Source organism: Propionimicrobium lymphophilum DSM 4903, from assembly GCF_000423485.1.
GTDB classification, from domain to species: domain Bacteria; phylum Actinomycetota; class Actinomycetes; order Propionibacteriales; family Propionibacteriaceae; genus Propionimicrobium; species Propionimicrobium lymphophilum.
Map to the genome: position 1 here is coordinate 122,777 of NZ_AUIB01000006.1, position 25,517 is coordinate 148,293.

The 25,517-nt window shown below is 56.0% G+C and carries 29 protein-coding genes; 24 read left to right on the forward strand and 5 right to left on the reverse strand.

The window, feature by feature from the left end; translation table 11 throughout:
* Positions 1–46: 46 nt before the first annotated feature.
* Positions 47–349, forward strand: coding sequence for a thiamine-binding protein (locus G556_RS0104685; protein WP_028821948.1), 303 nt, complete (start codon positions 47–49; stop codon positions 347–349).
* Positions 350–351: 2 nt separating this feature from the next.
* On the opposite strand, the gene G556_RS0104690 is transcribed toward G556_RS0104685, so the two are convergent.
* Positions 352–1,794: a DUF2252 domain-containing protein gene (locus G556_RS0104690; protein ID WP_028821949.1), complete on the reverse strand. Its 1,443-nt coding sequence runs from the start codon at positions 1,792–1,794 to the stop codon at positions 352–354.
* A gap of 132 nt (positions 1,795–1,926) precedes the next feature.
* Between G556_RS0104690 and G556_RS0104695 the strand changes: the two genes are divergently transcribed.
* On the forward strand, positions 1,927–2,691 hold the full coding sequence (locus G556_RS0104695) for a Bax inhibitor-1/YccA family protein (RefSeq protein ID WP_036915984.1): 765 nt from the start codon (positions 1,927–1,929) through the stop codon (positions 2,689–2,691).
* A gap of 50 nt (positions 2,692–2,741) precedes the next feature.
* Here G556_RS0104695 and G556_RS11620 read toward each other — a convergent pair whose 3' ends face one another.
* Positions 2,742–3,440, reverse strand: coding sequence for an NUDIX hydrolase (locus tag G556_RS11620; protein ID WP_028821951.1), 699 nt, complete (start codon positions 3,438–3,440; stop codon positions 2,742–2,744).
* 45 nt (positions 3,441–3,485) lie between these two features.
* Positions 3,486–4,379, reverse strand: a complete 894-nt coding sequence (locus G556_RS0104705; protein ID WP_028821952.1) for a hypothetical protein — start codon at positions 4,377–4,379, stop codon at positions 3,486–3,488.
* A gap of 104 nt (positions 4,380–4,483) precedes the next feature.
* On the opposite strand from G556_RS0104705, the gene G556_RS0104710 reads away from it, so the two are divergent.
* Complete coding sequence (locus tag G556_RS0104710; protein WP_028821953.1) at positions 4,484–5,047, forward strand: CarD family transcriptional regulator; 564 nt, start codon at positions 4,484–4,486, stop codon at positions 5,045–5,047.
* Between the two features lie 13 nt (positions 5,048–5,060).
* On the opposite strand, the gene G556_RS0104715 is transcribed toward G556_RS0104710, so the two are convergent.
* Together G556_RS0104715 and G556_RS0104720 are read right to left on the reverse strand one after the other, a co-directional pair.
* Positions 5,061–5,741 (reverse strand): uracil-DNA glycosylase, encoded by a 681-nt coding sequence (locus tag G556_RS0104715; RefSeq protein WP_024110394.1) that lies wholly within the window; start codon positions 5,739–5,741, stop codon positions 5,061–5,063.
* A gap of 1 nt (position 5,742) precedes the next feature.
* Positions 5,743–6,900, reverse strand: coding sequence for an MFS transporter (locus G556_RS0104720; protein WP_028821954.1), 1,158 nt, complete (start codon positions 6,898–6,900; stop codon positions 5,743–5,745).
* 76 nt (positions 6,901–6,976) lie between these two features.
* On the opposite strand from G556_RS0104720, the gene G556_RS10270 reads away from it, so the two are divergent.
* The 21 genes from G556_RS10270 to G556_RS0104825 all read left to right on the forward strand — a co-directional run.
* Positions 6,977–8,062 carry an AI-2E family transporter gene (locus tag G556_RS10270; protein WP_036915988.1) on the forward strand — a complete coding sequence of 362 codons (1,086 nt, stop codon included), beginning with the start codon at positions 6,977–6,979 and terminating at the stop codon, positions 8,060–8,062.
* Between the two features lie 38 nt (positions 8,063–8,100).
* Positions 8,101–9,036, forward strand: coding sequence for a hypothetical protein (locus tag G556_RS11060; RefSeq protein WP_051176681.1), 936 nt, complete (start codon positions 8,101–8,103; stop codon positions 9,034–9,036).
* A gap of 157 nt (positions 9,037–9,193) precedes the next feature.
* The gene (gene fucO / locus G556_RS0104735) at positions 9,194–10,345 is read left to right on the forward strand and encodes a lactaldehyde reductase (protein WP_028821955.1); all 1,152 of its coding nucleotides are present in this window, start codon (positions 9,194–9,196) and stop codon (positions 10,343–10,345) included.
* Positions 10,346–10,485: 140 nt separating this feature from the next.
* A complete protein-coding gene (locus G556_RS0104740; protein ID WP_162139755.1) occupies positions 10,486–10,929 on the forward strand; it encodes a helix-turn-helix domain-containing protein in 444 nt (147 codons plus the stop codon).
* Positions 10,866–11,780: an IS3 family transposase gene (locus G556_RS10280; protein WP_051176683.1), complete on the forward strand. Its 915-nt coding sequence runs from the start codon at positions 10,866–10,868 to the stop codon at positions 11,778–11,780. The genes G556_RS0104740 and G556_RS10280 overlap by 64 nt, the downstream gene beginning before the upstream one ends.
* Before the next feature lie 116 nt (positions 11,781–11,896).
* Entirely contained in the window at positions 11,897–12,610 is a 714-nt protein-coding gene (locus G556_RS0104750; RefSeq protein ID WP_028821957.1) for a hypothetical protein, read from the forward strand.
* Positions 12,611–12,968: 358 nt separating this feature from the next.
* The gene (gene rplN, locus G556_RS0104760) at positions 12,969–13,337 is read left to right on the forward strand and encodes a 50S ribosomal protein L14 (RefSeq protein ID WP_016455380.1); all 369 of its coding nucleotides are present in this window, start codon (positions 12,969–12,971) and stop codon (positions 13,335–13,337) included.
* Positions 13,338–13,706, forward strand: coding sequence for a 50S ribosomal protein L24 (rplX, locus tag G556_RS0104765; protein ID WP_016455381.1), 369 nt, complete (start codon positions 13,338–13,340; stop codon positions 13,704–13,706). It begins immediately after the preceding gene.
* On the forward strand, positions 13,706–14,368 hold the full coding sequence (rplE, locus tag G556_RS0104770; RefSeq protein ID WP_016455382.1) for a 50S ribosomal protein L5: 663 nt from the start codon (positions 13,706–13,708) through the stop codon (positions 14,366–14,368). Before rplX ends, rplE begins: the two co-directional genes overlap by 1 nt.
* 9 nt (positions 14,369–14,377) lie before the next feature.
* Positions 14,378–14,563: a type Z 30S ribosomal protein S14 gene (locus tag G556_RS0104775; RefSeq protein ID WP_016455383.1), complete on the forward strand. Its 186-nt coding sequence runs from the start codon at positions 14,378–14,380 to the stop codon at positions 14,561–14,563.
* Between the two features lie 71 nt (positions 14,564–14,634).
* A complete protein-coding gene (rpsH, locus tag G556_RS0104780; protein ID WP_016455384.1) occupies positions 14,635–15,042 on the forward strand; it encodes a 30S ribosomal protein S8 in 408 nt (135 codons plus the stop codon).
* A 22-nt stretch (positions 15,043–15,064) separates the two neighbouring features.
* On the forward strand, positions 15,065–15,607 hold the full coding sequence (rplF, locus tag G556_RS0104785) for a 50S ribosomal protein L6 (protein WP_024111138.1): 543 nt from the start codon (positions 15,065–15,067) through the stop codon (positions 15,605–15,607).
* Positions 15,608–15,609: 2 nt separating this feature from the next.
* Positions 15,610–15,993 carry a 50S ribosomal protein L18 gene (gene rplR, locus G556_RS0104790; protein ID WP_028821960.1) on the forward strand — a complete coding sequence of 128 codons (384 nt, stop codon included), beginning with the start codon at positions 15,610–15,612 and terminating at the stop codon, positions 15,991–15,993.
* Between the two features lie 17 nt (positions 15,994–16,010).
* On the forward strand, positions 16,011–16,616 hold the full coding sequence (gene rpsE, locus G556_RS0104795) for a 30S ribosomal protein S5 (protein ID WP_028821961.1): 606 nt from the start codon (positions 16,011–16,013) through the stop codon (positions 16,614–16,616).
* The gene (rpmD, locus tag G556_RS0104800) at positions 16,616–16,798 is read left to right on the forward strand and encodes a 50S ribosomal protein L30 (RefSeq protein ID WP_028821962.1); all 183 of its coding nucleotides are present in this window, start codon (positions 16,616–16,618) and stop codon (positions 16,796–16,798) included. The genes rpsE and rpmD overlap by 1 nt, the downstream gene beginning before the upstream one ends.
* 1 nt (position 16,799) lies before the next feature.
* Complete coding sequence (rplO, locus tag G556_RS0104805; RefSeq protein ID WP_028821963.1) at positions 16,800–17,243, forward strand: 50S ribosomal protein L15; 444 nt, start codon at positions 16,800–16,802, stop codon at positions 17,241–17,243.
* Between the two features lie 351 nt (positions 17,244–17,594).
* Positions 17,595–17,897: a hypothetical protein gene (locus tag G556_RS11405; protein ID WP_155941743.1), complete on the forward strand. Its 303-nt coding sequence runs from the start codon at positions 17,595–17,597 to the stop codon at positions 17,895–17,897.
* A 146-nt stretch (positions 17,898–18,043) separates the two neighbouring features.
* The gene (locus G556_RS10285) at positions 18,044–19,606 is read left to right on the forward strand and encodes a SpaH/EbpB family LPXTG-anchored major pilin (RefSeq protein WP_162139756.1); all 1,563 of its coding nucleotides are present in this window, start codon (positions 18,044–18,046) and stop codon (positions 19,604–19,606) included.
* A 238-nt stretch (positions 19,607–19,844) separates the two neighbouring features.
* A complete protein-coding gene (locus G556_RS0104815) occupies positions 19,845–20,849 on the forward strand; it encodes a class C sortase (protein ID WP_028821964.1) in 1,005 nt (334 codons plus the stop codon).
* A gap of 234 nt (positions 20,850–21,083) precedes the next feature.
* The gene (locus tag G556_RS0104820) at positions 21,084–23,750 is read left to right on the forward strand and encodes a hypothetical protein (protein ID WP_233418187.1); all 2,667 of its coding nucleotides are present in this window, start codon (positions 21,084–21,086) and stop codon (positions 23,748–23,750) included.
* A 462-nt stretch (positions 23,751–24,212) separates the two neighbouring features.
* A partial coding sequence (locus G556_RS0104825) for a peptide ABC transporter substrate-binding protein (RefSeq protein ID WP_036915993.1) occupies positions 24,213–25,517 on the forward strand: 1,305 nt, incomplete at its 3' end.

Here is a 25,517-nt window from a genome sequence, read left to right on the forward strand (position 1 = left end):
GTTAGTTAGCTATCTAGCGCATGGGGAATCGCCGTATGCTGGATGCATGTTAGTTGCTTTCTGTATTACCCCATCCACTTCTGGCGAAGACGGCTCCGTGCACGACGCAGTGGCGGCGGCGGTCAAAGTTGTTCGCGATTCTGGGCTACCCAACGAGACCACGTCCATGTTCACCACAATTGAGGGCGAGTGGTACGAGTGCATGAAGGTCGTCAAGGACGCCTGCGACGCCGTCGCCAAGTTCGGTCCGAGAGTCGCCCTTGTGCTTAAAGCCGACATTCGCGGAGACCGCACGGGAGAAATGCAGGGCAAAGTCGACCGCTTGGAGAAGGCGCTAGAAGAACTCTGAGGCTAGATGCCGTCGATGGACGCGATCCGTCCGTCCTTAATGGCTTTCACGAACTTTTCGTGGTCCGACTCGTTCTGGTCTGCATAGGCCCGGGCGAAGTTGGACATCGCCTCCGCGAGCTTGTCGGACTTGCCGATGTATCCGATGATCATTGACGCGCCGGAGGTCCTGGCGTGGGACTTGGCCAGCAGCAACCCTAGCACCCCCGCGTAGTCGGCGAGTGCCTTCGGGTCTAGGTCGTCGATCAGAATGGCGCCCTTCATGTTTCGCCACTGGCGGACGTAGAACTGAACGGGGCCAGATCCCTCGTCGAGTCCTTCATCGTCCGGGTCGTATTCCCCGAGAGCGGGCGTCGAGGTCCAGCCGAGCAACGGATCACTGACCGTCTGCAGACACTGCTGATATTCCACGACCCGCTGGCCTTGGTGAGAGTGCAACGGGACGTCGCCGTGCACGTGCTTTGCTAGTACAGAACGCCTTGCCTGCTTCAACTGTAGGAATAGAACGTCTTCTGGGCTCGAGCCCTGCAGCAGTGCCAGGTAGCTGCGTAGCCCGACAGAACCGACGCCCACCACCTTGTGCGCGACATCCACGAGTGTGTAGCCGTCCAGCAGGCGTTGCCACTGGGGCTGCAGAGTCTCTAGGTAGTTATCCAGCGCCTTCCCTAGCTGTTCCGCACGCGCGGGGGAGGTGTGGATGAAAAGCGGGGGATCGTCGATGATCTTGCGCTTTCCGTCAGATTCTTCTTTCGTGATCTTCGGCAAGGATCGGTCGGAGGTGCGCTTGCGGGCCTTCTTCACCGCGCGCTCTATTTCCGAATGCAACGCGGTCTCATTGACGGTCTCCTTTAGCCGGTCGACGTCGAGGCGGTTGAAAGACCTGCGAAGCAGCGGCTGGGTGGCGAGCCAGCGAAGCTCGTCGCGATATTCGATGACGCAGGTCATGACCGCCTCGTGGCAGTCATCCTCGCTGACGCCGTTCTCTCGACCGGCGATCCATAGGCTGGCCACCAGACGACGCAAATCCCATTCCCAAGGGCCAGGGTGCGCTTCGTCGAAGTCGTTGACGTCCATGACTAGCTCACCCTCTGGGGAACGATAGAAACCGAAATTCCCCATGTGGGCGTCGCCGCAGACAATCGGCTTGATGCCGGTGTACGGCAGGGTGGCGCAGTCATCGGCGAAGATGCTCGCTGCACCTCGGAAGAATCCGTATGGCGAGGTTGCCATCCGGCCGTGACGCAGCGGAATTAACATCCCGACGCGCCCGTAGTCTGATTCGATGACCTGGCGTACTGGGTCAACCCGATCCGGGCTGGCCTGCCAGCCTCCAAGGTCCTCCCTGGAAACTTTTTCGCGTAGCCCCTTGCCGTAGGCAAGTCTCTGCGGCCTGGTTGACCGCTGCCTGGTTAACGTTGGCTTGGCTAGATCTTCGAGAGGTTCCATACGCACATCCTTGCACTTGGCCGGAGTCATTTCCACCGAGTCGATGGTGAACGTCGCTGTGACCTAGCTGTGAGGACATTGGTTTGTGCCATATCCACACTTAAACTTGATGGTGAAGCGAAAGGTGGATTAATGCGAAGCAGTAACCCGGTCTTGACCAGAACGGATTTCGGCGCTGATCAGCGCGGTTACGGTTACGACACTGAACCGAGATTGGCCGACTACGAGTCGATGACGCTGCAGGACGTCGTCAACAAGTCTTTTATCCTGCTGATCTTGCTTGTCGGGGTGGCGATCGCCACCATAACGATTGTTCCTGTCCAAGCTCTTAGTGGTGTCGCCGTGCTGTGTTCTGTCGCAGCGCTGGTTGCCGCGTTAGTGGTTTCTTTCCGCCGCAAGGTGTCCGCCGCTGGCGTGGTCGTATACACGGTTCTCGAGGGCGCGGTCATCGGCGCCTGGAGCTACATACTCGAGTCCATGTACCCTGGCATCGTCTTCCAGGCTGTGCTCGGGACGTTCATGGCCGCCGCAGCGACGTTTGTCGCCTACCGCTTTGGGGGAGTACGAGTGCGCGGTAAGTTCGCGCGCGGAGTGGTAATCGGGATGTTCGCCTACGTCGGCGTAGCCCTGGTTAACCTGGTGTTTTCTTTCTTTGGCAACAGCTTCGGCTGGGCTGGCGTTGGAGCCGGCGCGGGTGCCATCGCCTGGGTATCCGCTGGGATCGGTGTTTTTCTCGCCGTGGCCAGCCTGGTGATGGACTTTGACGAGATCGAGCGTGGGGTTCGCATGGGGGCGCCCAGGCAGGAGTCTTGGCGCGCAGCATTCGGCCTGATGGTCACAATGATCTGGCTCTACACTCAGATTTTGAGGATCCTGAGCTTCTTCAGGAACGATTAGTCCTCGTCGAGTAAAAATTTTTTGACGTCCAGTGGCGGGCGCCAAATTTGTTAACTGATTTCCGGCACTTCGGATAAGTGCTTGTCGAGCATAGACCGCACCCACGACGACCACGCCAGGTGACGCCAGCGGTTTTCGGGCACCCAAGTGGCGGAAGAAGTGGTCCCGCCCACCTCGAGCACGCGCGGCTTAGTCGGGTTCTTGCAAGTTGCGCTGTAGACGATCCGAACGGCCTGGAAGTCCTCGAGTGTTCCGTTTGGTGCCCTGCCGACCCAGTGGTCGGATTGAATGTCGATTAGCCTGTCCAGTTCGACCGACTGAGCGGTTTCCTCATTTATCTCGCGCAGCACACCCTCGCTGGGGCTCTCCCCGAGTTCGACGCCGCCACCTGGAAGCTGCCAAAAATCGGGAATCGACTCGTGCGGTGAGCACACGGTGCCAAGAACTCCGTACTTGGAGCGCACGATAGCGTACGCAGCGATACGTTGCCTGACGATCGGCTTCTCACCCTGCTGAACGACCAGTTGCGGGTCAACCCCGCGGGCCTTGTATCGGGGAGGTTTGGTACGTTGCGTTTTGCCGGCGACTTGTGCCGTGATGACGATCTCGTCATCAATCAGATTCGCCGATAAAAGTTTCGAGATCACGTAGCCCGAACGCCACAGCATCATCTTGGGGTCTAGGCCGTGATCGACATGAAGACTAACGGAAATTGGCGCACCCGGCGCTGTCACTCCGATAATCCTCATATAGCCATAATGGCACCTAGGTAAAAATAGTTGTCAAAAGCGTCTCTAACGGGGCTTTACCGGGGTGCCATCTAGAGAGGCTAGTTCTTGGGTCCCGCCGTAGGAAAAGTTGATGAAAGGCTGGTCTTCGTCTTCCTGCTGTTTGACGGTTGCAACGAAGTCTTTGCTTTCCGATTCGGCTGCAGCGGCGAACTTTTCCGCAAGAATCTTGGCGTCGATCAGGGAAGGCGCGAAGGGTTCGTCGGAGATGGATTGCTTGCGTTGCAAGGAATAGACGGGCACCGAAGTCTTTCTGATCCTTCGGGTCACCGTTCCCGGGCCCGAAGCCACGTCCACCCAGAGTTGATCCGCCGTTAACCCGGCGGCGAGGATCCGCGTAGACGGGCCGACCGCCTCGGTCAGCGCCTGCGATACATCTTCCGCTGAAGTGAAATCCAGCGGCATTATGACGGTTGCGTCGGGCCTGAAGAATACGGTGGAGCTTTCAGGCGTCGTGCTAACCGTCATCAGGATCTTCGAATTGGCGTATTCGGTGATTTGGAGTTCTTGGTTCTCTGCAGATCCGCAGAGCTGAGCGGACTTTTCGAACATCGCGCCGACATCAGAGATGTTGAAATCTCGAGGATCGAAGCTAGAAGATACGACGGTGTCGGTGCCTTCATCTTGGGTTGTGATTTTCCCGTCCCGCCAAATCTCAGAGACTGGCTTCGACCATTCGTCGACGTAAGTCAGCCTGGCCTGGTCGCCGGTGATGCGGAGGCGGACGACGCTAGATGGGTCTGCTATCTGCCCAAGAAGCTCGCCGACTATCTTCTGTGCGGCTCCGGGAGTCAGCAGTTCGGTGCTCGGAGTCGGACTAGGGTCGGTCGGCTTCGCCTCTTTGTCGCATCCAACGAGTAGGAGCGTGAGGCAAGCCAAAAGAGCAAGAAGCTTCTTCATGATTTACAGGCTACCGCGCAAAAATTTGGTTTTGAACGCAAAATCCTGCCGAAAAATAGATAGCATTGGCTGGCCATTTTTGGACTCTGGTAAGATGTGGGTCTATGCAGCTAAAAGTTGGACAGGTAGTTATTCACCCTCACCACGGCCCGGCCGAGGTCACAGACCTATACACCCGAACTGTCAAGGGCGAAGAGGTTGAGTATGCAGACCTGGAGGTCCAGGGCAACAAGCTGCACGTCAGCCTTCCAGTCAAGAACGCCGAGGAGATCGGCATCCGCGACGTTGCCGGCCGTGAGGAACTCGGCGAGTTGACTGATGTTTTGTGTGCCCCCACCGTTAACGAAGAAAAGCAGTGGTCGCGTCGCTACAAGGCGAATCGTGCTGCGATGTCAACCGGAGATCCGCTTCAGCTGGCCACTGTCGTTCGCGACCTCGTGCGTCGACGCGAGCGCAGCTCCCTTTCTTTGGGCGAGCGCGACCTGCTTCGCGAGGCCTCGGCCCCGCTGATCGCCGAGATCGCGATCGCCATGAAGGTCAGCGAGGAAGAAGCCCAAGAGGCCATGTTCTCCATGATCATGGAGGAATCCGATCAGGTTCTCGACAGCATCGACAAGTCGGAAAAGAAGCCCGCTAAGAAGGCCACCAAAAAGACCGCTAAGAAGTAGCAAGTAGACTTTTCTAGAGCGCCCAGTCGATCGGCTGGGCGCCTTGCTTTTCTAGCGCGGCGTTGGCCCTGCTGAATGGCCTAGAGCCGAAGAAACCGCGCGAGGCGGAAAGCGGGGACGGATGCGGCGACGCAATGATCGGCACTCCCGCGCTTTGTAGCTTCCCCGTTAGGGTTTGCGCGTCGCGTCCCCAGAGGATCGCCACGAGCGGTCCGCCGCGGGAAATAAGGGCGTCAATTGCGGTTTCGGTTATCGGTTCCCAGCCTTTGCCGCGATGTGCGGCAGGCTTCCTGGGCTGAACCGTCAAACATCTATTCAGCAGCAGCACGCCCTGTTCGAACCATCCCGTAAGGTCGCCGTGTTCCGGCACTGCCACTTTGAGATCATCGTGCAACTCTCGATAGATGTTCACCAGGCTTTTTGGCAGCGGCCTGACGTTCTTGTCGACGGCGAAGCTGAGCCCGATGGCGTGTCCAGGTGTGGGGTAGGGGTCTTGGCCCACGATCAAAACTTTCACGTCCGCCAGCGGCCGTGTGAAAGCCCGCAACACTTTGTCCCCGCTAGGCAGGTAGCCCCTGCCGGCCGCGATCTCTTGACGCAAGAAATCGCCCATCGCGTGAATCTGCGGTTCGACGCCAGAGAGCGCCTGGGCCCAGTCGTCTGCAACCAAGTCAGAAAGGGGATGTCTCGTCATATCAGTTCTCCTGGGATACGTGCGGGATTCGCGTCGCAAGGACCGCGACCAACAACATGATTACCGAACCCACAGCGATTGCGGCCTGCATGTTGAACAAATCGACCATAGCGCCGGCGGCCAGCGGGCCGATGATGTTTCCCAAATCCGAGGACATCTGGAAAACCGCGACCGGAGTGCCACGGCCTGCTACATCGCCGACGATAGAGGCGGGCGCTGTGCCTAACATGGATGCGCCGATCGAGAACACACACATGGCGATGGTCAGCCAAACCACGTTCGGCATCTGCGGGAACGAAAGGCTGACCAGCCCGCAGATGATCAGGCCGGCGATAAGGATCGGCTTTCTGCCAGCCTGGTCGACAGCACGGCCGACTGGGTTGATCACCAACATCTGGAACGCCGCTGCGATGGCGAATACGATTCCGGTGGTGGTTGTGGGCTGGCCGAGAATTTCGACGATGAGAATCGGCAGCAGCGTCGAACGGACGCCGAAGGCCTGCCAGCCGGTGGAGAAGCTCGCCAAGCAGGCGATTTGGTAGCGCTTATCTTTCCAGACCTCGCCTAGCGAGCCGGCTGTTGGCCCGCGCCCGAAACGGCTGGGCGCCTGCAATGCGAAGATCGCGACGATTGCTCCGATGAGTAGCGTGCCCGCGTAGAAAAAGAAAGGCGCGCGGAGCGAGATGGCGACGAATATTGCGCCGACCGCAGGCCCTGACATGTTGCCGATCAGGGAACCGGACTGGAAGAGCGCAGTTGATCTTCCCCTGTTCTGACGGGTTGTGGCCGCGAAAAGCTGAGACAATCCGGCGGTGGAGAAGAGTGCTGAACCGATGCCGCCCGCGCCCCGGAAGAGCAGCAACTGGAGATAGCTTTGGGCCATTCCGCAGCCGAAGCTGGATGCGCCCACAATCAACATTCCGATACCGAGCGCGGTTCGCTCGCCGATCTTTGAGTTGATGATTCCGCAAAACGGGCCCATCAGAAGACGCATGATGGCGAAGAACGAAACGATCGCGCCCACCTGGGTTGCGCTAGCGCCAAAATCCCTTGCGTAGATGGGTAGGACCGGAACAACGACGCCGAATCCGAGGGCGACGAGGAAAGAAATTATCGTCAAAATCCAGGCATCACGGGGGATAGCTACTTTTTCGCGCACGCATGTAACGCTATCTCGAGTAAATGAATAGGACTAGGCTGGGGGCACTAGTGGTCTTTCAAATGGACGGGAAAAGATGGACTCTAAACTCGACATCTACACACCCAAAGCCCTGAAAGTGGGCGCCGCGTGGAGCTGGCGATTCCTGGCTATTGCTGGTGCCGTAGCCGTTCTCTGGTGGCTGGGTAGCTACCTTTCTGTGGTGGTTGTGCCGGTCATCCTGGCCGTCATGGTCACAGCCGGGTTAGCTCCGTTGCAGCGGACGTTCATCAAGTGGCGCTGGCCGTCTTGGTTGGCGGCATTGACGCCGATGCTGATCATCTTCCTAATCTTCTGCGGGCTGGTCACGTTGGTCGGAGCCCAGATCGCGGGCCAGTGGCGGATGCTCGTCGACCAGGCGGTGCTCGGCTTTGGAGGAGTCGTTAAATGGCTAGGCGATGGCCCCCTTCACGTTAGCCAAGACCAGATCAATGATCTGTTGAATCAGGCGATCCATGCCGCAAACAATTCCCGTCAACAGATCGCTAGCGCCGCTGCTTCTGCGGGTAGTAGTGTAGGCAAGTTCTTTGCGGGCGCCGCCACCTGCGTATTCGCGACCTTCTTCTTCATGAAGGACGGCAGGCGTTTCATGAACAAAGCCGCTCACAGGCTGCCGGTTTATGCCCAGAAGAGCTTCGTGCCTGCAGTGCGTAACGGTTGGAAGTCCCTCGTCGTCTACATGCGAGCCGCCGTTATCGTCGCCGGCATCGACGGTGTTGGTGCTGGAATCGGTGCTTTAGTGCTCGGTTCGAACATGTGGCTGGCGATTTTGGTGCTCACCTTCATCTGCTCCTTCGTTCCTCTTGTCGGTGCCCTCGTCGCGGGTACGATCGCCACAGTCGTGGTGCTGGTCACGCTCGGCTTCTGGAAGGCGGTCATCATGCTGGTGGTGTTCGTCGCCGTCATGTCGATCGAGTCTCATGTGTTGCAGCCGATGATTCTTGGCCGCGCGGCAGAGATTCATCCGCTTCTGGTCTTGTTGGGCATCGCGGTGGGCAGCATCTTGGCAGGGATCGCTGGTGCGCTCTTTGCCATCCCTATCGTGGCCTTCTTGTCCGGAATGATCAGACACTTGGTCGAGCTATCAGACGCGAAGCGCAGGAGCCTGGCAACTGCGCAATAACCCTCCTCTCGCGCTCGTGCGCGGTGTAGGTTTGTTTCATGGCAGGCTGTGAGTTCAGGCGATCGGTTTTGAGTGAACTTGCCGATGGAAAGATCTCCGTCGACGAGGCTTGGGGCAAATTATTTGCTGCCGTTCCAGAAGATGGCTGGCCGGAGGAATTCTACGAGGCCCCCGAGCTGGCAAGCGAAAACCTCGGGACCGGTTCGGCGCGCCCCGACGTCGCCAACCAACTTGGTGATGTCGCATCGCAGCTAGGTTCTTTTGTGACGGGCGCCGCCAAGGCAATTTTCGGTGGCCGCCTGCCCGGGCAGTCGGCCCCGACTCCGGTCGAGGACACCTCGAAAGTAGAGGCTGCTTTCTCAACTGACGACAGAGCCTTCACGAAGCGACTGAGAATCAGGGCGATATCAAGGCGAGTGCGGGTAATAGCAGATCCGAAAGTCGCCACAGTGTCCGTTGATGGCCCGCATAAGCTTCGCAGCAATGGCAATGTTCTCGAGGTCGTAAGCGAAGGCGAATTAACCGGAAATCTGAAGATCAACGTGCTTGGAGGCCTGGACGGTATCCGGCTGGTCGAGCTTGTCGTCCGGGTCAACCCACGAATCGTCGTAGACGCAGAGGTGACGAGCGGAAGGCTGGTGACTCAGGGAGTGGAGAAGCTAGGCAGTATTCGGGTGACGGGTGGCAGCTCGCGGCTGGTGGGTGTGCATCATCTTGACGACGCCCTCATGCAGGCGTGCACTTCGCACATCTCTGGAAGCTTCGACACCTCCAACTCGGTTCTGCGGGTTGAGTCCGGGTTGGCCACCGTCGAACTCGTGAATGCGGACGTAACGGTGACCGCATCGGCGCATCTTGGCCGTGTCAGCTGGCCGGATGGACAAAACGGAGTCGACGAGTACGTGGCAGGTGTCGGAACCGGCCGCTTAAAGATCACCGTCGTCATGGGCAAGGTAAATGTTGCTAAGGCATAGCTTTGGCCAACAAAGTGCGACGAGGCGCATATGCATTTAAGCAATTGTTCATTACTTAAATTACTTAGGATGTACTTACTAGTCTTCAAGTAGTTAATAGTTAGTTCGGCGGCGCAAACACTAGTTGCGTTTGGCCGGCAAAAGAAAGGTTGATCCGATGACGTATCGAATGATTTTGAATCAGACCTCTTACTTCGGCCGAGGCGCTATTAGCAACCTTGCCGACGAAGTGAAGTCGAGGGGCTTCGAGCGTGGCCTGTTGATTACCGACAAGGTCTTGCTGGAAACCGGAGTGGTTAAGAAAATAACCGATATTTTGGATGCCGCCGGTGTTAAATACGACGTGTTCTCCGACGTGGCTCCTAACCCACCTGTCGAGAACGTGAAGGCTGGTGTCGCGGCTGCCAAGAAGATCGATGCACAGTTCCTCATCGGTCTCGGTGGTGGTTCGCCGCAGGATACCGCAAAGGCTGTGGGCATCATCGTCGAGAACCCTGAGTTCTCTGACGTGCTTTCGCTTGAGGGCGTTGCTGCGACGAAGAATCCCGCACTTCCAATCATCGGCATCCCCACCACGGCAGGCACGGCATCCGAGACCACAATCAACTACGTCATCACCGACACGGATGCCAAGCGCAAGTTCGTCTGCGTCGACCCGCACGATATACCCGTGATCGCCATTGTCGACCCGGACCTGATGGACACCATGCCACGTTCGCTCAAGGTGGCTACCGGTCTGGATGCGCTTACTCACGCCATCGAGGGCTACATCACACCTGGAGCTTGGGAACTTTCCGATAGCGTTCACCTGACAGCGATCCGCATAATCGCCGCGAACCTGCGGGCGTCCGCCGACGGAGATAAGGAGGCTGGCGAAAAGATGGCCTACGCCTCGTACATCGCTGGAATGGGGTATTCCAACGTAGGTCTAGGCCTGGTGCACGGCATGGCGCACCCGCTCGGTGGCCGTTACAACGCGCCGCATGGTGTGGCAAACGGCATCCTGCTTGCCCCTGTGATGCGCTACAACGCCGAGTACACCGGCGAAAAATATCGCGATATCGCCGAAGCGTTCGGCGTCGAAGGCGCTGCTACCATGCCGCTTGACGAGGCCCGCAAGGCGGCATGCGATGCGGTGGCGAAGCTGACTGTCGATCTTGGCAACCCGACCAAGGTCTCCGAGATCGGTGTTACAGAAGAGGGCTTGGACGCCCTCGCCGACGACGCTTTCGCAGACGTGTGCACTCCCGGTAACCCGCGCAAGGCCACCCGCGACGAAATTCGAGAGCTTTACGCATCTCTTCTCTAAAGACTGTTAGAGGAGTAAATAGTTTGGGCGGCCGATTGTGAAGTGCTCCCCGAAAGTTGGACTGGTTAATTTGGTTCCTTCTTTCGGGGAGTATCTTTATGCGCAAGAATGCTGCTTTGTCTTATAGTCAGCGGCTTCGTTTGATTGAGTTATTTGAGGCTGGTTACGGAAGAGAGGCGGCTGCTGACCTAGCCGGGTGTAGTAGGTATGCGTCGAGAAATTTTCAGGATCGGTGGCGTATTCATGGCAGGCTAGCTGTTGTGGATAGGTCAAAGTATTCGTCATATTCCTATGAGCTGAAGGTTCAGGCTGTTAAGCGTTTCCTTGCTGGTGAAACCAAGCCTGATATAGCTAAAGACTTGGAATTATCTTCTCCGAAACTGTTGGAGAAGTGGATTCGGGATTATCGGCGTGAGGGTGAGCAGGGACTTCGCCCTAAAAAGCGTGGCAGACCCAAGAAAGATCCTGATAGGCCTGAGAAGCCTTTAAGCGAGGTTGCCCAGCTCAAGAAGCGTATTGCCTGGTTGGAAATGGAGAACGAGGTTTTAAAAGCGTTGAGGGACTTAGATCCAGAACAACCCTAGACCTTAGTAGAGTCGTTGCTAGGTTTAAGTCCCGTTACCGCCTTGATGATCTACTTGCCTGTGTTGGGTTAGCCCGCTCAACGTTTTATTACCACTATCAGCGTCGTAATCGCCCAGAAAAACACTTGCGGCTACGAAAAGTTATCAGGGCAGTCTTCTACCAGGCCAAAGGCCGTTATGGGCACCGCCGTATCCGCCTTAGCCTGCAAAGTCAGGGCTGGCGGGTGTCGAAAAAACTTGTCGCTAAACTCATGAAACTTGAGGGCTTGAAAAGCTTTAGACGGCCAAAGCGATACAACTCCTATCAGGGGACGTTGAGTCGTATTTGCGGCAACATTCTCAAGCGTGATTTCGCTGCCAGCAAACCAAATCGTAAGTGGGTAAGCGACATAACAGAGTTTCGGGTTGCAGGCCAGAAAGTGTATTTATCGCCTGTCATTGATCTTTACGATCACGCCGTGATCGCATACACAGCTGGTCTATCGCCATCAACAGCCCTATCAGCAAGCAGTCTCAAAAACGCGATCGACAAAGAAAAACCTGAACCGGGCTTGATCGTCCACACTGATCAAGGTTTCCACTATCAACACTCTTCTTGGCGTCACCAACTAGAAAAACTCGGCGCGATTCAATCAATGTCTAGAAAAGGTAACTGCTATGACAACTCCATAGCAGAAAACTTCTTCTCACACCTCAAAGTGGAGTTCTACCACCAAGAAACCTTCAAAACTATTGACCAATTCATTCGTCAATTAGACGAATACATCACCTGGTACAACACCGCACGCATCCAAGAAAAACTAGAAGGCATGAGCCCGGCCCAATACCGAACTCATGCCCTAACAGCCTAAACCGGATACTATTTAAACCATCCAACAATCGGGGGACAGTTCACTTTGCGTCGGGCCTTTTTGTAGGCAAGTTTTCCGGTAATCATCTTTCGACTAGGCATGGTTAAATTAAATTCATGAGGGCCGATGAAGAATTCAGTTGGGCTAACCCACCCGATGTAAAGCAGGCGGGCAAGCTCGACGAATTTTCAAGCGATGGGTTGCCAGAAAAACGCAAGCAATCCGTGCTGGTAAAAGCCCTCAAAGGATTCGCCGCAGGTTTGGCGTTGGTGACCGCTGGTGTTCTCGCAGGAACGCTGATCTTTGGCGGGGTTAAGAGCTCAACTATTGAAGATCCACAACCGCCCGAACAACATGTGGTCGAAATTGGTCCCGACGATAAGGTGGTGGCGTCGTCGACTCTCGACGGCAAAAAATTTTCCGTAATCGAGAGCGACTGCGCGATGGCTAACAGCTGCAAGTATGAATTTAAATCGAGCGATTTAGCCGAACCCGTAACCATCGCTGAAGGGCGGACATTCTACGGATTCCAGATGTTCGACCAACAAAGCGGCGTCGTTGGTTTTGCGCCGGACGATGGTCCGCAGATAATGCTTACAAACGACGGGGGAGCGACCTGGCATCTGCTTGATCTTCAAGTCCCCGATGATTGGCCAGTTGAAGCAACTTTTCTGCAGTCGGCCCAAACATCCGGCACGCCTAGTCAGCCGGTTTACGAGATCGTCGTGAACTACCCCAGGTGGGCGGACAGGAGTGAAGAGGGCCTTACTTTTACGTCTAAGGATGTCGGTGCGACCTGGCTGGTGGCAGAAAAATCTGCCAAATCGTAACCGCTAATCTCGATTATCTCTTCGTTTCAGCTAAAACCCCTAGTCAAAAATCGTTGTTGTCACTTTCGAAAGTTTTGCGCGTTGAGTTTGGCAGATTTTTCATTTTGCTGCCGCCGGGATTGCCAACGCGCCAACCAAATTTCGCTCCAGAGCGCGCCTGTTGTACCCTATAAAGGTTGCCTGAGGTCTGAGCCTGCTTGTAACCATTCTTTTGCTGGAGACAGCAGGGACCTTTCCTCGGGATCAACACCCCAGAAATGGGGCTGTCCTCTGGCAAAATCCAGCGGGCATCGTAGGTTGCGGACTAGAAAACCGCAAACGCATGAGTAGCTCCGGCACCCCGGAGCGAAGGAGAAAAATGATCCAGCAGGAATCGCGACTAAAGGTCGCCGATAACACCGGCGCGAAGGAGATCCTTTGCATCCGTGTTCTCGGTGGCTCCGGTCGACGCTACGCGGGCCTCGGTGACACCATTGTGGCCACCGTTAAGGACGCCATTCCTGGCGGCAACGTCAAGGAAGGCGAAGTAGTTCGCGCAGTTATCGTCCGGGCAGCAAAGGAAACCCGTCGCAAGGACGGTTCCTACATCCGTTTTGATGAGAACGCCGCTGTAATCGTTCAGACTAACGGCGAGCCTCGCGGCACCCGTATCTTTGGACCGGTTGCTCGTGAACTGCGTGACAAGCGCTACATGCGCATTGTTTCGCTAGCACCGGAGGTGATCTAAGTGAAGCTCAAGAAGGGCGACCGCGTAAAGGTCATCGCAGGTAAAGATAAGGGCGTCATCGGCGAGATTATCGCCATCGACCGCGAGCGTGAACGCGTCACCGTGCAGGGCGTAAACATCGCCAAGCACCACGTGCGCGACACCGCAAACCCGGCAACCGGCGCCACCGAGAAGGGTGGCATCGTCAGCACCGAGGCAGCGCTGCACGTTTCCAACGTTCAGCTTCTGGTCAAGGACGAAAACGGCAAGGAAGTTGTCACCCGTATCGGCAAGGAGCGCAAGAAGGTTACCAAGCGTCGCGCTGACGGTTCCGAGTACGAGGGCACTCGTGGCGTTCGTATCGCCCGTAAAACCGGGAAGGAGATCTGATGGCTAGGGCAACTGCACCTGCAATCAAGGTGGCTGAGAAGGCTCGCAACGCAGCCGATAACATGCCGCGCCTGAAGAAGAAGTACCGCGAAGAAGTTCGCAAGTCGATGAACGAAAAGTTCAACTACGCTAACCCGATGCTGATTCCGGGCCTGACCAAGGTCGTCGTGAACATGGGTGTTGGCCAGGCTGCGCACGACTCCAAGGTGCTCGACGGCGCTATCCACGATCTCACCCTGATCACCGGCCAGAAGCCGCAGGTGACCAAGGCTCGCAAGTCGATCGCATCGTTCAAGCTGCGTGAGGGCCAGGCTATTGGCTGCCACGTAACGCTTCGCGGCGACCGCATGTGGGAGTTCGCTGAGCGTCTGCTCGCGCTGGCTCTTCCCCGAATCCGTGACTTCCGTGGCCTGAACTCCAACCAGTTCGACGGAAACGGTAACTACACCTTCGGTCTGAGCGAGCAGGTTATGTTCCTCGAGATCGATCCGGACAAGATCGACCGCACCCGTGGCATGGACATCACTTTCGTGACCAGCGCCACCAACGACGCGGAGGGTCGCGAGCTGCTGGCTCAGCTCGGATTCCCGTTCAAGGCTAAGGACGACCCGAAGAAGCCGAAGCGTCGTGGTCGTTTCTACCCGGGCAAGAAGAGCAAGTGAGGCTAACTAATGGCTAAGAAAGCTTTAATCGTAAAGGCTGCCCGCAAGCAGAAGTTTGGTGTACGTTCCTACACCCGCTGCCGCGTTTGCGGACGTCCCCGTAGCGTCTACCGCAAGTTCGGCCTGTGCCGAGTTTGCCTTCGTGACTTGGCTCACAAGGGCGAGCTGCCGGGCGTAACCAAATCTTCCTGGTGATTATTCACCAAACCAAACCGACGCAGCAGGTCCATCAAGGAAACCGCTGCGAGAAAGAGGGCTAGGCAGCCATGACAATGACTGATCCCATCGCAGACATGCTTACTCGTCTGCGTAACGCCAACCGTGCGTTCCTCGATCAGACTTCCATGCCGCACTCGAAGATCAAGGCCGGCATCGCCGAGATCTTGAAAGAAGAGGGCTACATCGAGGAGTACGAGGTCCGCGAACCCGAAGAGGGCAAGGCTGGCAAAACTCTAAATATCACGCTGAAGTACGGCGAGGATCGCCAGCGCTCCATTGCGGGCCTGCGGCGCATCTCGAAGCCGGGTCTGCGCGTCTACGCCAAGTCGAACAACCTTCCTAAGGTTTTGGGCGGTCTTGGTATCGCAATCATCTCGACCTCTCACGGTCTGATGACTGACAAGCAGGCTATGGAGAAGTCCGTGGGCGGCGAAGTGCTCGCCTACGTCTGGTAACGGAAAGAGAAGGAGTAGATAAATGTCTCGTATTGGCAGGCTCCCGATCACCGTTCCCTCCGGTGTCGAGGTCAAAATCAATGAAAACGACGTCGAGGTAAAGGGCCCGAAGGGAACCCTGAGCCACCACGTTGTTTCGCCGCTAACCGTTGCTACCGACGACGAAGGCCGCATCGTAGTTTCGCGTCCGGACGACGAGCGCGAGAACCGCTCGCTGCACGGTCTGACTCGTAGCCTCATCAACAACATGATCATTGGTGTCACCGAGGGTTACTCGAAGACGCTGGAGATCGTTGGTGTTGGTTACCGTGTCATCTCCAAGGGCCCGAAGCAGGTTGAGTTCAACCTGGGCTTCAGCCACCCGGTTATCATCGATGCTCCGGAAGGCATCTCGTTTGAGGTTGAGAACCCCACTCGCATGCACATCTCCGGCATCGATAAGCAGCAGGTTGGTGAAGTTGCTGCGAACATTCGCAAGCTGCGTGCTCCTGAGCCTTACAAGGGCAAGGGCATCCGCTATCAGGGTGAGCACGTGCGTCGCAAGGCTGGAAAGGCTGGTAAGTAAGCATGGCTATTTCGCTTAAACACAACAAGCACCTCGCTAAGAGGACTGCTTCTCGCCAGCGTCGTGCACTGCGCGGCCGTAAGAAGATCTTCGGTTACCCGGAGCGTCCTCGCATGGTCGTCACTCGCAGCTCGCGTCACATCCTGGTTCAGGTAATTGACGACGTTGCTGGCAACACGCTGGCTTCGGCTTCCACAATGGAGCCGGAGCTTCGCAAGCTGGACGCCAACAAGACCGAAAAGGCGAAGAAGGTTGGCGAGCTCATCGCTAACCGCGCCAAGGCTGCTGGCGTCGAAAAGGTCGTGTTCGACCGTGCAGGTAACAAGTATCACGGCAGGATCGCCGCGCTGGCCGACGCAGCCCGCGAGGCCGGTCTAGGACTCTGACGGAAAGGTAGGAGACGATGAGTGAAACACAGAACCGCGAACGCGGTAAGTCCGATCGTCGCGGCCGGGACAACCGTCGGGGCCGTGGTCAGGACGATCGCAACAAGAACGATTTCCTCGAGCGCGTAGTAACCATCAACCGAGTTTCTAAGGTTGTTAAGGGTGGTCGTCGCTTCAGCTTCACTGCTCTGGTAGTGGTTGGCGACGGCAACGGCACTGTTGGTGTCGGCTACGGCAAGTCGAAGGAAGTTCCGACAGCAATCAGTAAGGGCGTCGAAGAGGCCAAGAAGAACTTCTTCAGTGTTCCGCGCATTCAGCGCACCATCCCGCACCCGGTTCAGGGTGAGGCTGGCGCTGGCGTTGTGCTGCTTCGCCCGGCTTCCGCCGGTACCGGTGTTATTGCCGGTGGCGCGGCTCGTGCAGTGCTCGAGTGCGCTGGCGTTGGTGACGTGCTGGCGAAGTCGCTTGGTTCCCCGAACCAGGTGAACGTCGTTCACGCCACTGTCGCTGCTTTGAAGATGCTGGAGGAGCCCGAAGACGTGGCTGCCCGTCGTGGCAAGTCTGTCGAGGACGTTACCCCTGCCGCTCTTCTGCGTGCACGCAAGGAAGAGGTGGTTTCGTAATGGCGAATCTAGTTATCAAGCTGGTCAAGTCGTCTGCTGGTGAAAAGCCGGCTATCCGCGATTCCGTTCGCTCGCTTGGCCTGAAGAAGGTTGGTGACGAAGTTAAGCATGCCGACAGCCCGTCTATTCGTGGCATGGCTCGCGCTGCTCGTCACCTGGTTACTGTCGAAGAGGTGAAGTGACATGGCGATCAAGATTCATCACCTTCGTCCGGCTCCGGGCGCTCACCGTGACGCCTATCGCGTTGGCCGTGGTGAGGCCGGTAAGGGCGGCAAGACCGCTGGCCGTGGCACTAAGGGCACGGGCGCTCGCAAGAATGTCCCCGAGGCATTCGAGGGTGGCCAGATGCCACTGCACATGCGCATGCCGAAGCTGCGTGGCTTCCAGAACCCGTTCAGGGTCAACTATCAGGTGATTAACGTCGCCAAGTTGGCCGAACTGTTCCCGGAAGGCGGCGACGTCACTGTTGCCGATCTGGTTGCTGCCGGCGCTGTGCGCGCTAACCGTCCCGTTAAGGTGCTTGGCACTGGCGAGATCGACGTCAAGGTCAATGTGACCGCTGACAAGTTCTCTTCCAGCGCGAAGGAAAAGATCGAGAACGCTGGCGGCTCGGTTAACGAGGCCTAAGGCTAAAAGTTAAGGGCCGTTTGGGTGAAAACTCGGGCGGCCCTTTTCTGTTGTTTTCGTTACAGAGTCAATTTTGGTTCGTCTACGAACCAAAATTGACTCTGTAACGCAGCGAGGGCTTTGTACGCTTCGAGTGATCCGACTTCGCAAAGGCAACTTTTATAACTCCAGGGACTGCACCAAAAGACGCTCTGACTACGGTTGGGGGCTTTTAGTTGCTCTTCTTTGCTTCTTGCCGCTGATAACACTTACACCTGCTGACGCGATCGCGGCACCGCGATCCCTGGGCAGCGAGTGCCTAGAGGGTGGCAAGCCGGGCACCAACGATGGTCGGTTCTACGCGATGGGCGAGTGCTTCACGCTGGATTCCGAGGGCACTGTAGAACGGGCGGAGCTACCGGCAAGCCCATTGAGGGTCTGCATTGGGCCCGCACTCCGGCCACCATCAACGTCGTCGAGGCCGTTCTTCCCAAGACGGGCGTGTTTAGCGTCAACTCCGTCGCGGGTTATGCGGCGCTGTTGCTAGTAGTATTGACTGGGTTGGCTACCTACGTCAGAATAGATGCGGGGAGTCTAAGGCTTAAATGGGGTCCACTGGCGGGCAGCCGAAACTGGCCGACCGATGGAAAGCCAAACGCTTCACCGCGTGCCTAAGAACGTTTAGACACCGATGTAAGAGACATAATCAGCAACCTGGTTGCTACACATAAATAGGGGGCATCGGAAGATGAAGTGCTCCCCGAAACTTCGGGCAGCAAGGACATCAGCCGATGTCAAAAATAAAATCGAAAGGAAAGAGAATGGCTAAAAAGTCATTTCGCAAGCTGCTAGCCGCAGCCTGCGCCCTGACGCTGATGGGAGGCCTCGGTTCAGCGGTTAATGCTAACGCTGCCGATAAGGCTCCTTGGGCAGAAGGTGCACCGACCACCGGCTCCATCACCATTACTAAAACCGATGACAGCAAAGATCCAGCTGAGCCTGTAAAAGGTGCCGAGTTCACCGTTACACCGGTGACCAAGATCGACAATGTTGATTTAAACCTTAAGACCTACGATGGCTGGGTGGCCGTCGCTAAGCAGGTTAAGACGCTCAACGACAATCCCAATAGCGACACCGTCACGCTGGGCACCGCTGTTACCTCGCCGTTGACCGGAGAAGATGGTAAGGCCACCTTCAGCAACCTACCTATCGGCTTGTACAAGGTCGAAGAAACCAAGGTTCCTGCCGGATACTTCTCGGACGTTAAGCCGTTCTTCATGACTATCCCCGAGATCACCGGCGACAACTCCGGCAACATGATCTGCAACTACAACGTCAATGTCGACCCGAAGAACAAGCTCGTCAAGGGCTCCATCATCAAGACTGGCCACTACGAAGCGACTGTCGGTGGAGATGACATGATCAGCTACACCATCGAATCCACGCTGAACAAGAAGGGTGCGGGGCTGAAAGCAGCCGACATTAAGGGTTACGCGATCTTCGATGACGCGCAGACCAACGCGTACAAGACCATCGACGCCTCTGCCGTCAAGGAAGTTAAGATTGAAAACGGCGATACCCTGAAGGTAGACACGGATTACACCGTTGGGGTTAAGGTTGATCCGGATAGGAACGTCTACCCGGCTGGCGAGCGCACCCGCGTTCAAATCAACTTCACCGACGCTGGTCTTACCAAGATCGCCAAAGCATCCACCGATGCTGCTGCTCCGAAGGTTATTGTTAATTTGACCTTCGACCTGAAGGCCGGCAACGAAATTCCCGACAGCGTGACTAACAAGTTCGGTTTCGTCCCGGGTATCGGCGATAACGAGCCGACTCCGGATCCGATCATCCCGAACCCGAATAATCCGACTCCGACTCCGGACCCGAATGACCCGAACCCGACTCTGAAGTTCCGTCAGTTCCAGATCGTCAAGACCAACTCGGTCGACAACAAGGCCTTGAAAGATGCCGAATTCATTGCGTTTGCCGATCCGACCAAGGCGAAGGAGTGCGTCAAGAAGGACGACCGTTCCTCCTGCGACGGTGCCTCTGTTGGCTACGGCACCAAGAAGACCGATGACGACGGCAAGACCGATCCCTACAAGGCTAAGGTCGGAGCAACCTTCTATGTAGTTGAGAAGAAGGCTCCTAGCGGCTACATCCTCTCCAACAAGGTGACCGAAGTGACCATCGAAGACGGCAGTGACGTCTTAAAGATCGGCATCACCAACGTCCCGATCAAGCCCTCCGAACCCGGTAGCTGGTTCAACCTGCCTCGCACCGGCGCCATCGGTGTTGGCATCTTTGCGCTGCTGGGTGCTGGCCTGGTGGCTGGCGGCACCGCGATGCACATGCGTTCGCGTCGTCGCGAAAACGCCTAGTAGATGACTAGCTACAGCTAAATAACCTTGTGGGGCTGGCCCAAGCCGGGTCAGCCCCACAAGCTGTGTAAAAGAGCGACCCGACAAAAGTCACCACAAGGGATACCGGCGCTTCTCAAATCGGAAGCGAAACGCCTTGTCAGCGCGCTATAGCTTTTCAAAAGGCTAAAGCGGGCGAGCCCATGTCGCGGCTTTTGTCTGGTCGAGCCAAAACCTTACTGTTCAGATCGGCGGAAACATGACTCATTCGCGAAACCCTCTAGGGTTCGGCGAAGATAGCGGCTCCGAGCGGGCGGCAGGCGATGGCGCCGCAGCCGAGACGAAGCCCGCCGAGCAGCTGACCGAGGCGGAAAAGGCTAAGAAGGCTCGCCGCCAGCGTATGCTGCCACTGATTTTCATTCTGCTGGGCGTGCTGTGCCTGGCATACCCGATCACGTCGACCGTCTGGAACAACTACCAGCAGAAAATCGTCAGCGAGGCCTACAAAGACCACGTAAACACTCAGTCGCAAGAACTAAAAGACTCCTACATAGCCCGCGCCCGCGAATACAACGCGACGCACAAGGGCTTCCCGGTGCTCGACCCCTATCTGGGGGATGTGGCGCCAGACACCCCCGAATACCACGAATACTTGAGTGTGCTAGACCAGCCTTCCGGCATGATCGGCATCGTAAAGATCCCGAAGATCGAGGTTAAACTGCCGATGCGCCACGGCACCGACCACAACACACTCGCAAATGGTGCTGGCCATATGTTTGGTTCCGATCTGCCCGTCGGCGGGTTAGACCGGCATACCGTAATCACCGCTCACACTGGCCTGCCGAGCTCCACGATGTTCGACCGCCTAACCGACCTGGAAATCGGAGACGAGTTCTTCTTCGAGGTACAAGACCAGTCATTCGGCTACCGGGTCACTCGCATAGACGTGGTGAAGCCGAACGACCCGAGCCTTCTTGGTCGTGAAAAAGGCAAAGATCTCGCCACGCTTTTGACCTGCACGCCCTACGGTGTCAACTCCCATCGCCTGCTCGTGACAGGCGAGCGCATCATTCCGGCCCCGCAGACTCCGGCCGTCGATGGCACCCAGTGGAGCTGGTGGATGACGCTGTTCCTGCTGGCGATCCTGATTTCGCTGGTGATCGCGGCCCAGGTGGCCCGATACCTGGCGGCACGGCGCAAGAAGGAAAAGGAAGAAGAGGGCGAGGAGGCCCCCGAGTCACTTGCCGAGGACGAACTCGCCTAGCCAGATTCGTTTGGCGTCCGGTAAATCTGGCTTATTTGAAGCACGACGAGGCGTGCCGGTCTGGTGCTTGGAGCGTCGTAGTGTTCCGGCGCGGCGCGCACGATCACGCGGGTGCAAGCCATTCACTTTTTGAAGGTGATTCGATTGAGTCTCAGCAACCAATCAATCAAGTTACTTCGATAGCTGCAACCGTTTGTCTAGACCCCGAAGGACGAACGTGTTGGAAACAAAAGAATGATAGAATTAGTCAGGATCTCTATTACTGAAAACAAGAAATCGGAAGACTGCATGCTCAACTTCAAAAATGAAGCTAGTTCTTTTCTAGCAGCAAACCCCGGCAGGGCGGTGCGAAAATTCGCCAATTTCCTAAAGAGATTGGCTGCCATCGCTCTCGTCTGCGTCTTGGGTTTCACGCTATCTAGCTCGTCTTTGGCCAATGCCGAAGATCAGCAGAGTGGCTCGCGCGTTGGCGAGCAAAGCGTCAGCCCGACTTTGGAAAGCACTCCAGGCAACGGGCTAGAGATCGGGCCGGAGATTATTGGGCAACCCGTGCGGGGCACTATACCGGCACCGACCATTAGCAAGGTCTTTTACGATGCCAAAAATATTTCCGGCGGTAATATACAACGAAAAAGAGTAAAAGGTGTAGGAACCGTAAGATCGACCGTACATGTGACCCTAAAAGATAAGAGTGGCAACGTAAAAGCCACTGTTGAGGTTACCCCTATAAGTGGAACTACTTGGAAGGTAGATCTTCCTGCCAACGTTAAAGTTGCAGAAGGTGATACCGTCACTGCTTATCAAGAATTGCTTGGCGACACATCTGATGTGGTGACCGCAAATGCTGAACCATCAAAAGCCTTCGAGAATAAAGACAAGATCAAAATGCCAGTAGGCGAAATCTGGATTGAAAAAACGAACGCCAACCTTGTAAATGAAGATGAGCAAACAGAAGCTACTGGCATGCTGGAGAAAGCCAATCCGAGCATTGCGCAAGACTTTAAGAGCGTTAAATTCTCTATCGATGGCACGGAACATGCCTACTATGAAGTGACCTATACCGATGGATCAACCTCCGGAAAAATTGAAGCTCCGGATCTAAAAATTAAAACGGTAACGGAGACCTCTGCTGCTGCGACAATAGGAAAAGTCCAGGTAACAGACGGACAGATCATCGTTACACTTGCTGAAGAGGTTGCCCCAGGTACGAAGTTTTATTTTATCAAAGAATTTACAGACGGAGAGGAGAAGAATTTTAGCCAAAATGGAAGCTGTACAGTGGACAAATCTAATGCACAAGAGATGTCTCAAGCAGTATCTGTTGACGGCAAAACAGTTACTTTCCCAATTAATGTTGTTGATGATTTAAAACTCAAAAGAGAGTTTGGTATCACTGTCAAAGAGCCACATAAATTCCGTTCTTGCGCGAAGTCTGAGCCGGTAGTAACAACCCCCGCCAAAGTCGAGGTAAGAGATCCTCACAAATTAACGGATGCGGATAAAAAAGCCATCGATAAAGCTATTCGAGATGCCAATACGGTAAATGGCGTATCTAAACTCCCCGATGGAACTGGATTTATAACTGATCCTGCGTTGATCGAGTTTGATAAAGACGGAAACGTTACAATAATCAGCCCTAATGATGTGGAAGTTGAGGATTGGGATAGTAACTACAATCCGGTATTTGCAAAAAATCCCGATGGAACCTATAAACTACAGGACGGTAAAGAAAATAACGTATATAAATTCCCGGCGAAAGATCTGGTGAAAAATATCGCACCTAAATCTCCTGGGATTGCGGTAGATACTAATACCGGCAAAGTCACCATTACTCCACCAGCTTATGAAAAAGCAGGTGATGATACCGACTTGGCGTCCTACACAATTACCTATAAAGATAATTCGGGAGCGAAGAAAACCGTCACAGCAACGCGAACCGTAGACAAAGCTTCCGGCAAGACCACTTGGGCAGCCGATAATGCCGAGGTTGATACGAACACCGGTGTGATTACTCTGAGTGTCGAAGACATCGAACTCGCCGGGACCATCACGGCAACCGCAAAGGATAATGGCGGCTTAATTGAGGAAGAGAAACCGCTCGATTCAGATGAGGCCAGCAAGGCGCTCGAAACTGCCACTGTTAGCTACGATGGCAACGGCGGCATCGGCGATATGGCTAGCAAAAAGCTTAACAAGGGCTCAAAGTACAAGATTTTGTCTAATGCTTTTACTGCTCCTGATGCCACTCCGGAGTTTAAGGCTTGGGAAGTTGATGGTAAGGAAGTAGCGCCAGGCACCGAGATTACGGTCACCAAAGACACCGTGGTGAAAGCTACCTGGAAGACCGTCGAGCAGAAGCTCGAGCTGAAAGTCGATCCCGGCGAGACAACCATCGTTAAGGGTTCGCCGATGCTCAAGCCGATGAACGTCGAGGCTCACTCTACGTCTGTGGGCGGCGACATCAAGCTGCAGACGATCTGCCTGCCGAATCACGATGGTGCTGCAAATACGGATAATCAAAAAATGCCGAGCGGTGTGGAGCTGATGGACCCCACGCAGGATGGGCAGGTACCAGCCGGCTACAAGGCCCGCGCCACGGCAAAGATCGACGGCAACGCCAACCAGTCTGCCGTCGGTACCTATCGCTGCTGGGTTTACGCGAGTCTGGAAGGCATCACCATCGGCCCGGATGGCACTGCCACCGGCAGTGGCACGACAGAAGCCAAAAAGGGCGTCAACTGGGCGCGTGTGCCTATCACGGTTCACGTTGTCGAGGCCGTGCTGCCCAAGACTGGCGTGTTTAGCCTCAACTACGTCGCGGGCTACGCGGCACTGTTGATAGTTGCTTTGACGGGGGTTGGCTACCTGCGTCAGAACAGGCGTGAAAAGTCCACGGCTTAAATGAGGTCCGCCGGCCGGGCAGCCAAAACTGGCCGACCGGCGGAAAATCCAGATAACTAATCTTGTGTCTGTTGGCGACCTTGATCTCGCTGATCCTGGCCGCGCAAGTGGCCCGCCACCTGGCGGCAAGGCGCAAGAAAGAAAAGGAATAGGAAACCGCCGAAGAATCCTCTGACGAATCCGATATCCAGAGCGTTGCGGGGCGATAAACCGCCAAAATGTGGACACAAATAATGCCCATTTAGTGGACTAAATGATTTCTTTAATGCAGTTTTAACGGCTGTACTAGTAACGAATAATTATTCTCTATGTCACAAAGTAGTCACAAATCGGACAGCCTCCGCAACCTATCCGCTAACCCCGCTAAAGTTTGTACCTAAATGAAAGGGCGGCCACTAAGACGAGCCGCCGCCTCGCGTCCCAAAAGGGTCCTGCGGGGAAATCCCGATTTTAGGAGAGACCATGAGGCTGAAGAAGTCTTTGGTGGCTGCAGCCGCCGTCTTTGCTCTCGCGCTTTCTGCCTGTGGCGGCAACGCGACCAACGAAAAGGCCACTTCCGGCGACGGTGCCTCCACCGGCATCGTTCTGGCTAACTGTTCAGAGCCGCAGCGCCCGCTGATTCCGGCTGACATCAACGAGACCGGTGGCGGCCGTATCGCCGACCTTCTGTTCAGCGGACTGTACTACTACGACGCTGAAGGCGAATCCAAGCCCGAGATGGCTGAGTCTGTCGAGTCTGACGACAACATCAACTGGACTGTCAAGCTGAAGAAGGGCAAGAAGTTCTCTGACGGTACCGAGGTCAAGGCCCACAACTTCGTCGACGCATGGAAGATGGGCGCAAAGGAAGGCTTGCTTTCCAGCGCCTTCTTCGAGCCGATTGAGGGTGCTTCTGTTGACGGCACTGGCGATCTGACCGGTCTGAACGTCGTTGACGACTACACCTTCACCATCAAGCTGAAGCAGGCAGAGTCCGACTTCCCGGCACGCCTAGGCTACTCCGCCTTCTACCCGCTGGCTGATGCCGCCCTAGCCGACACCAAGGCTGCGGGCGAGAACCCGATTGCCAACGGCCCCTACAAGTTCGCAAGCGATAAAGCTTGGGAGCACAACGTTAAGCTCGAGCTCGTTCCGAACGAGGCCTACGAGGGCGACCGCAAGGCTCAGAACGGTGGCATTAACTTCATCTTCTACACCAGCCAGGATGCGGCATACGCCGACCTGCAGGGTGGCAACCTGGACGTCATCGACCAGGTTCCCGAGTCCGTTTTCGCAACCTACGAGAAGGAACTCGACGGCCGCGCTGTAAACCAGCAGACCGCGGTATTCCAGGGCTTCACCATTCCGATGGGTCTGGAGCACTTCAAGGGTGAAGAGGGCAAGCTGCGTCGCCAGGCTATCTCGCACGCTATCAACCGTGACGAGATCACCAAGGTCGCATTCAACGGCACCCGCACCCCGGCTAAGGAGTTCACCTCCCCGGCAGTCCCTGGCTTCGACGAAAACATCAAGGGCAACGAGGTTCTGAAGTACGACCCGGAGAAGGCCAAGGAACTGTGGAACAAGGCTGAAGAGATCTCGAAGTACGAGGGCACCTTCACCATCGCCTACAACTCCGATGGCGGTCACCAGACCTGGGTTGACGCAACCGCCAACTCCATCAAGAACGCTCTTGGCATCAATGCAGAGGGCAAGCCTTACCCGGACTTCAAGTCCCTGCGTAACGACGTCACCAACCGCACCATCACCGGCGCCTTCCGCACCGGC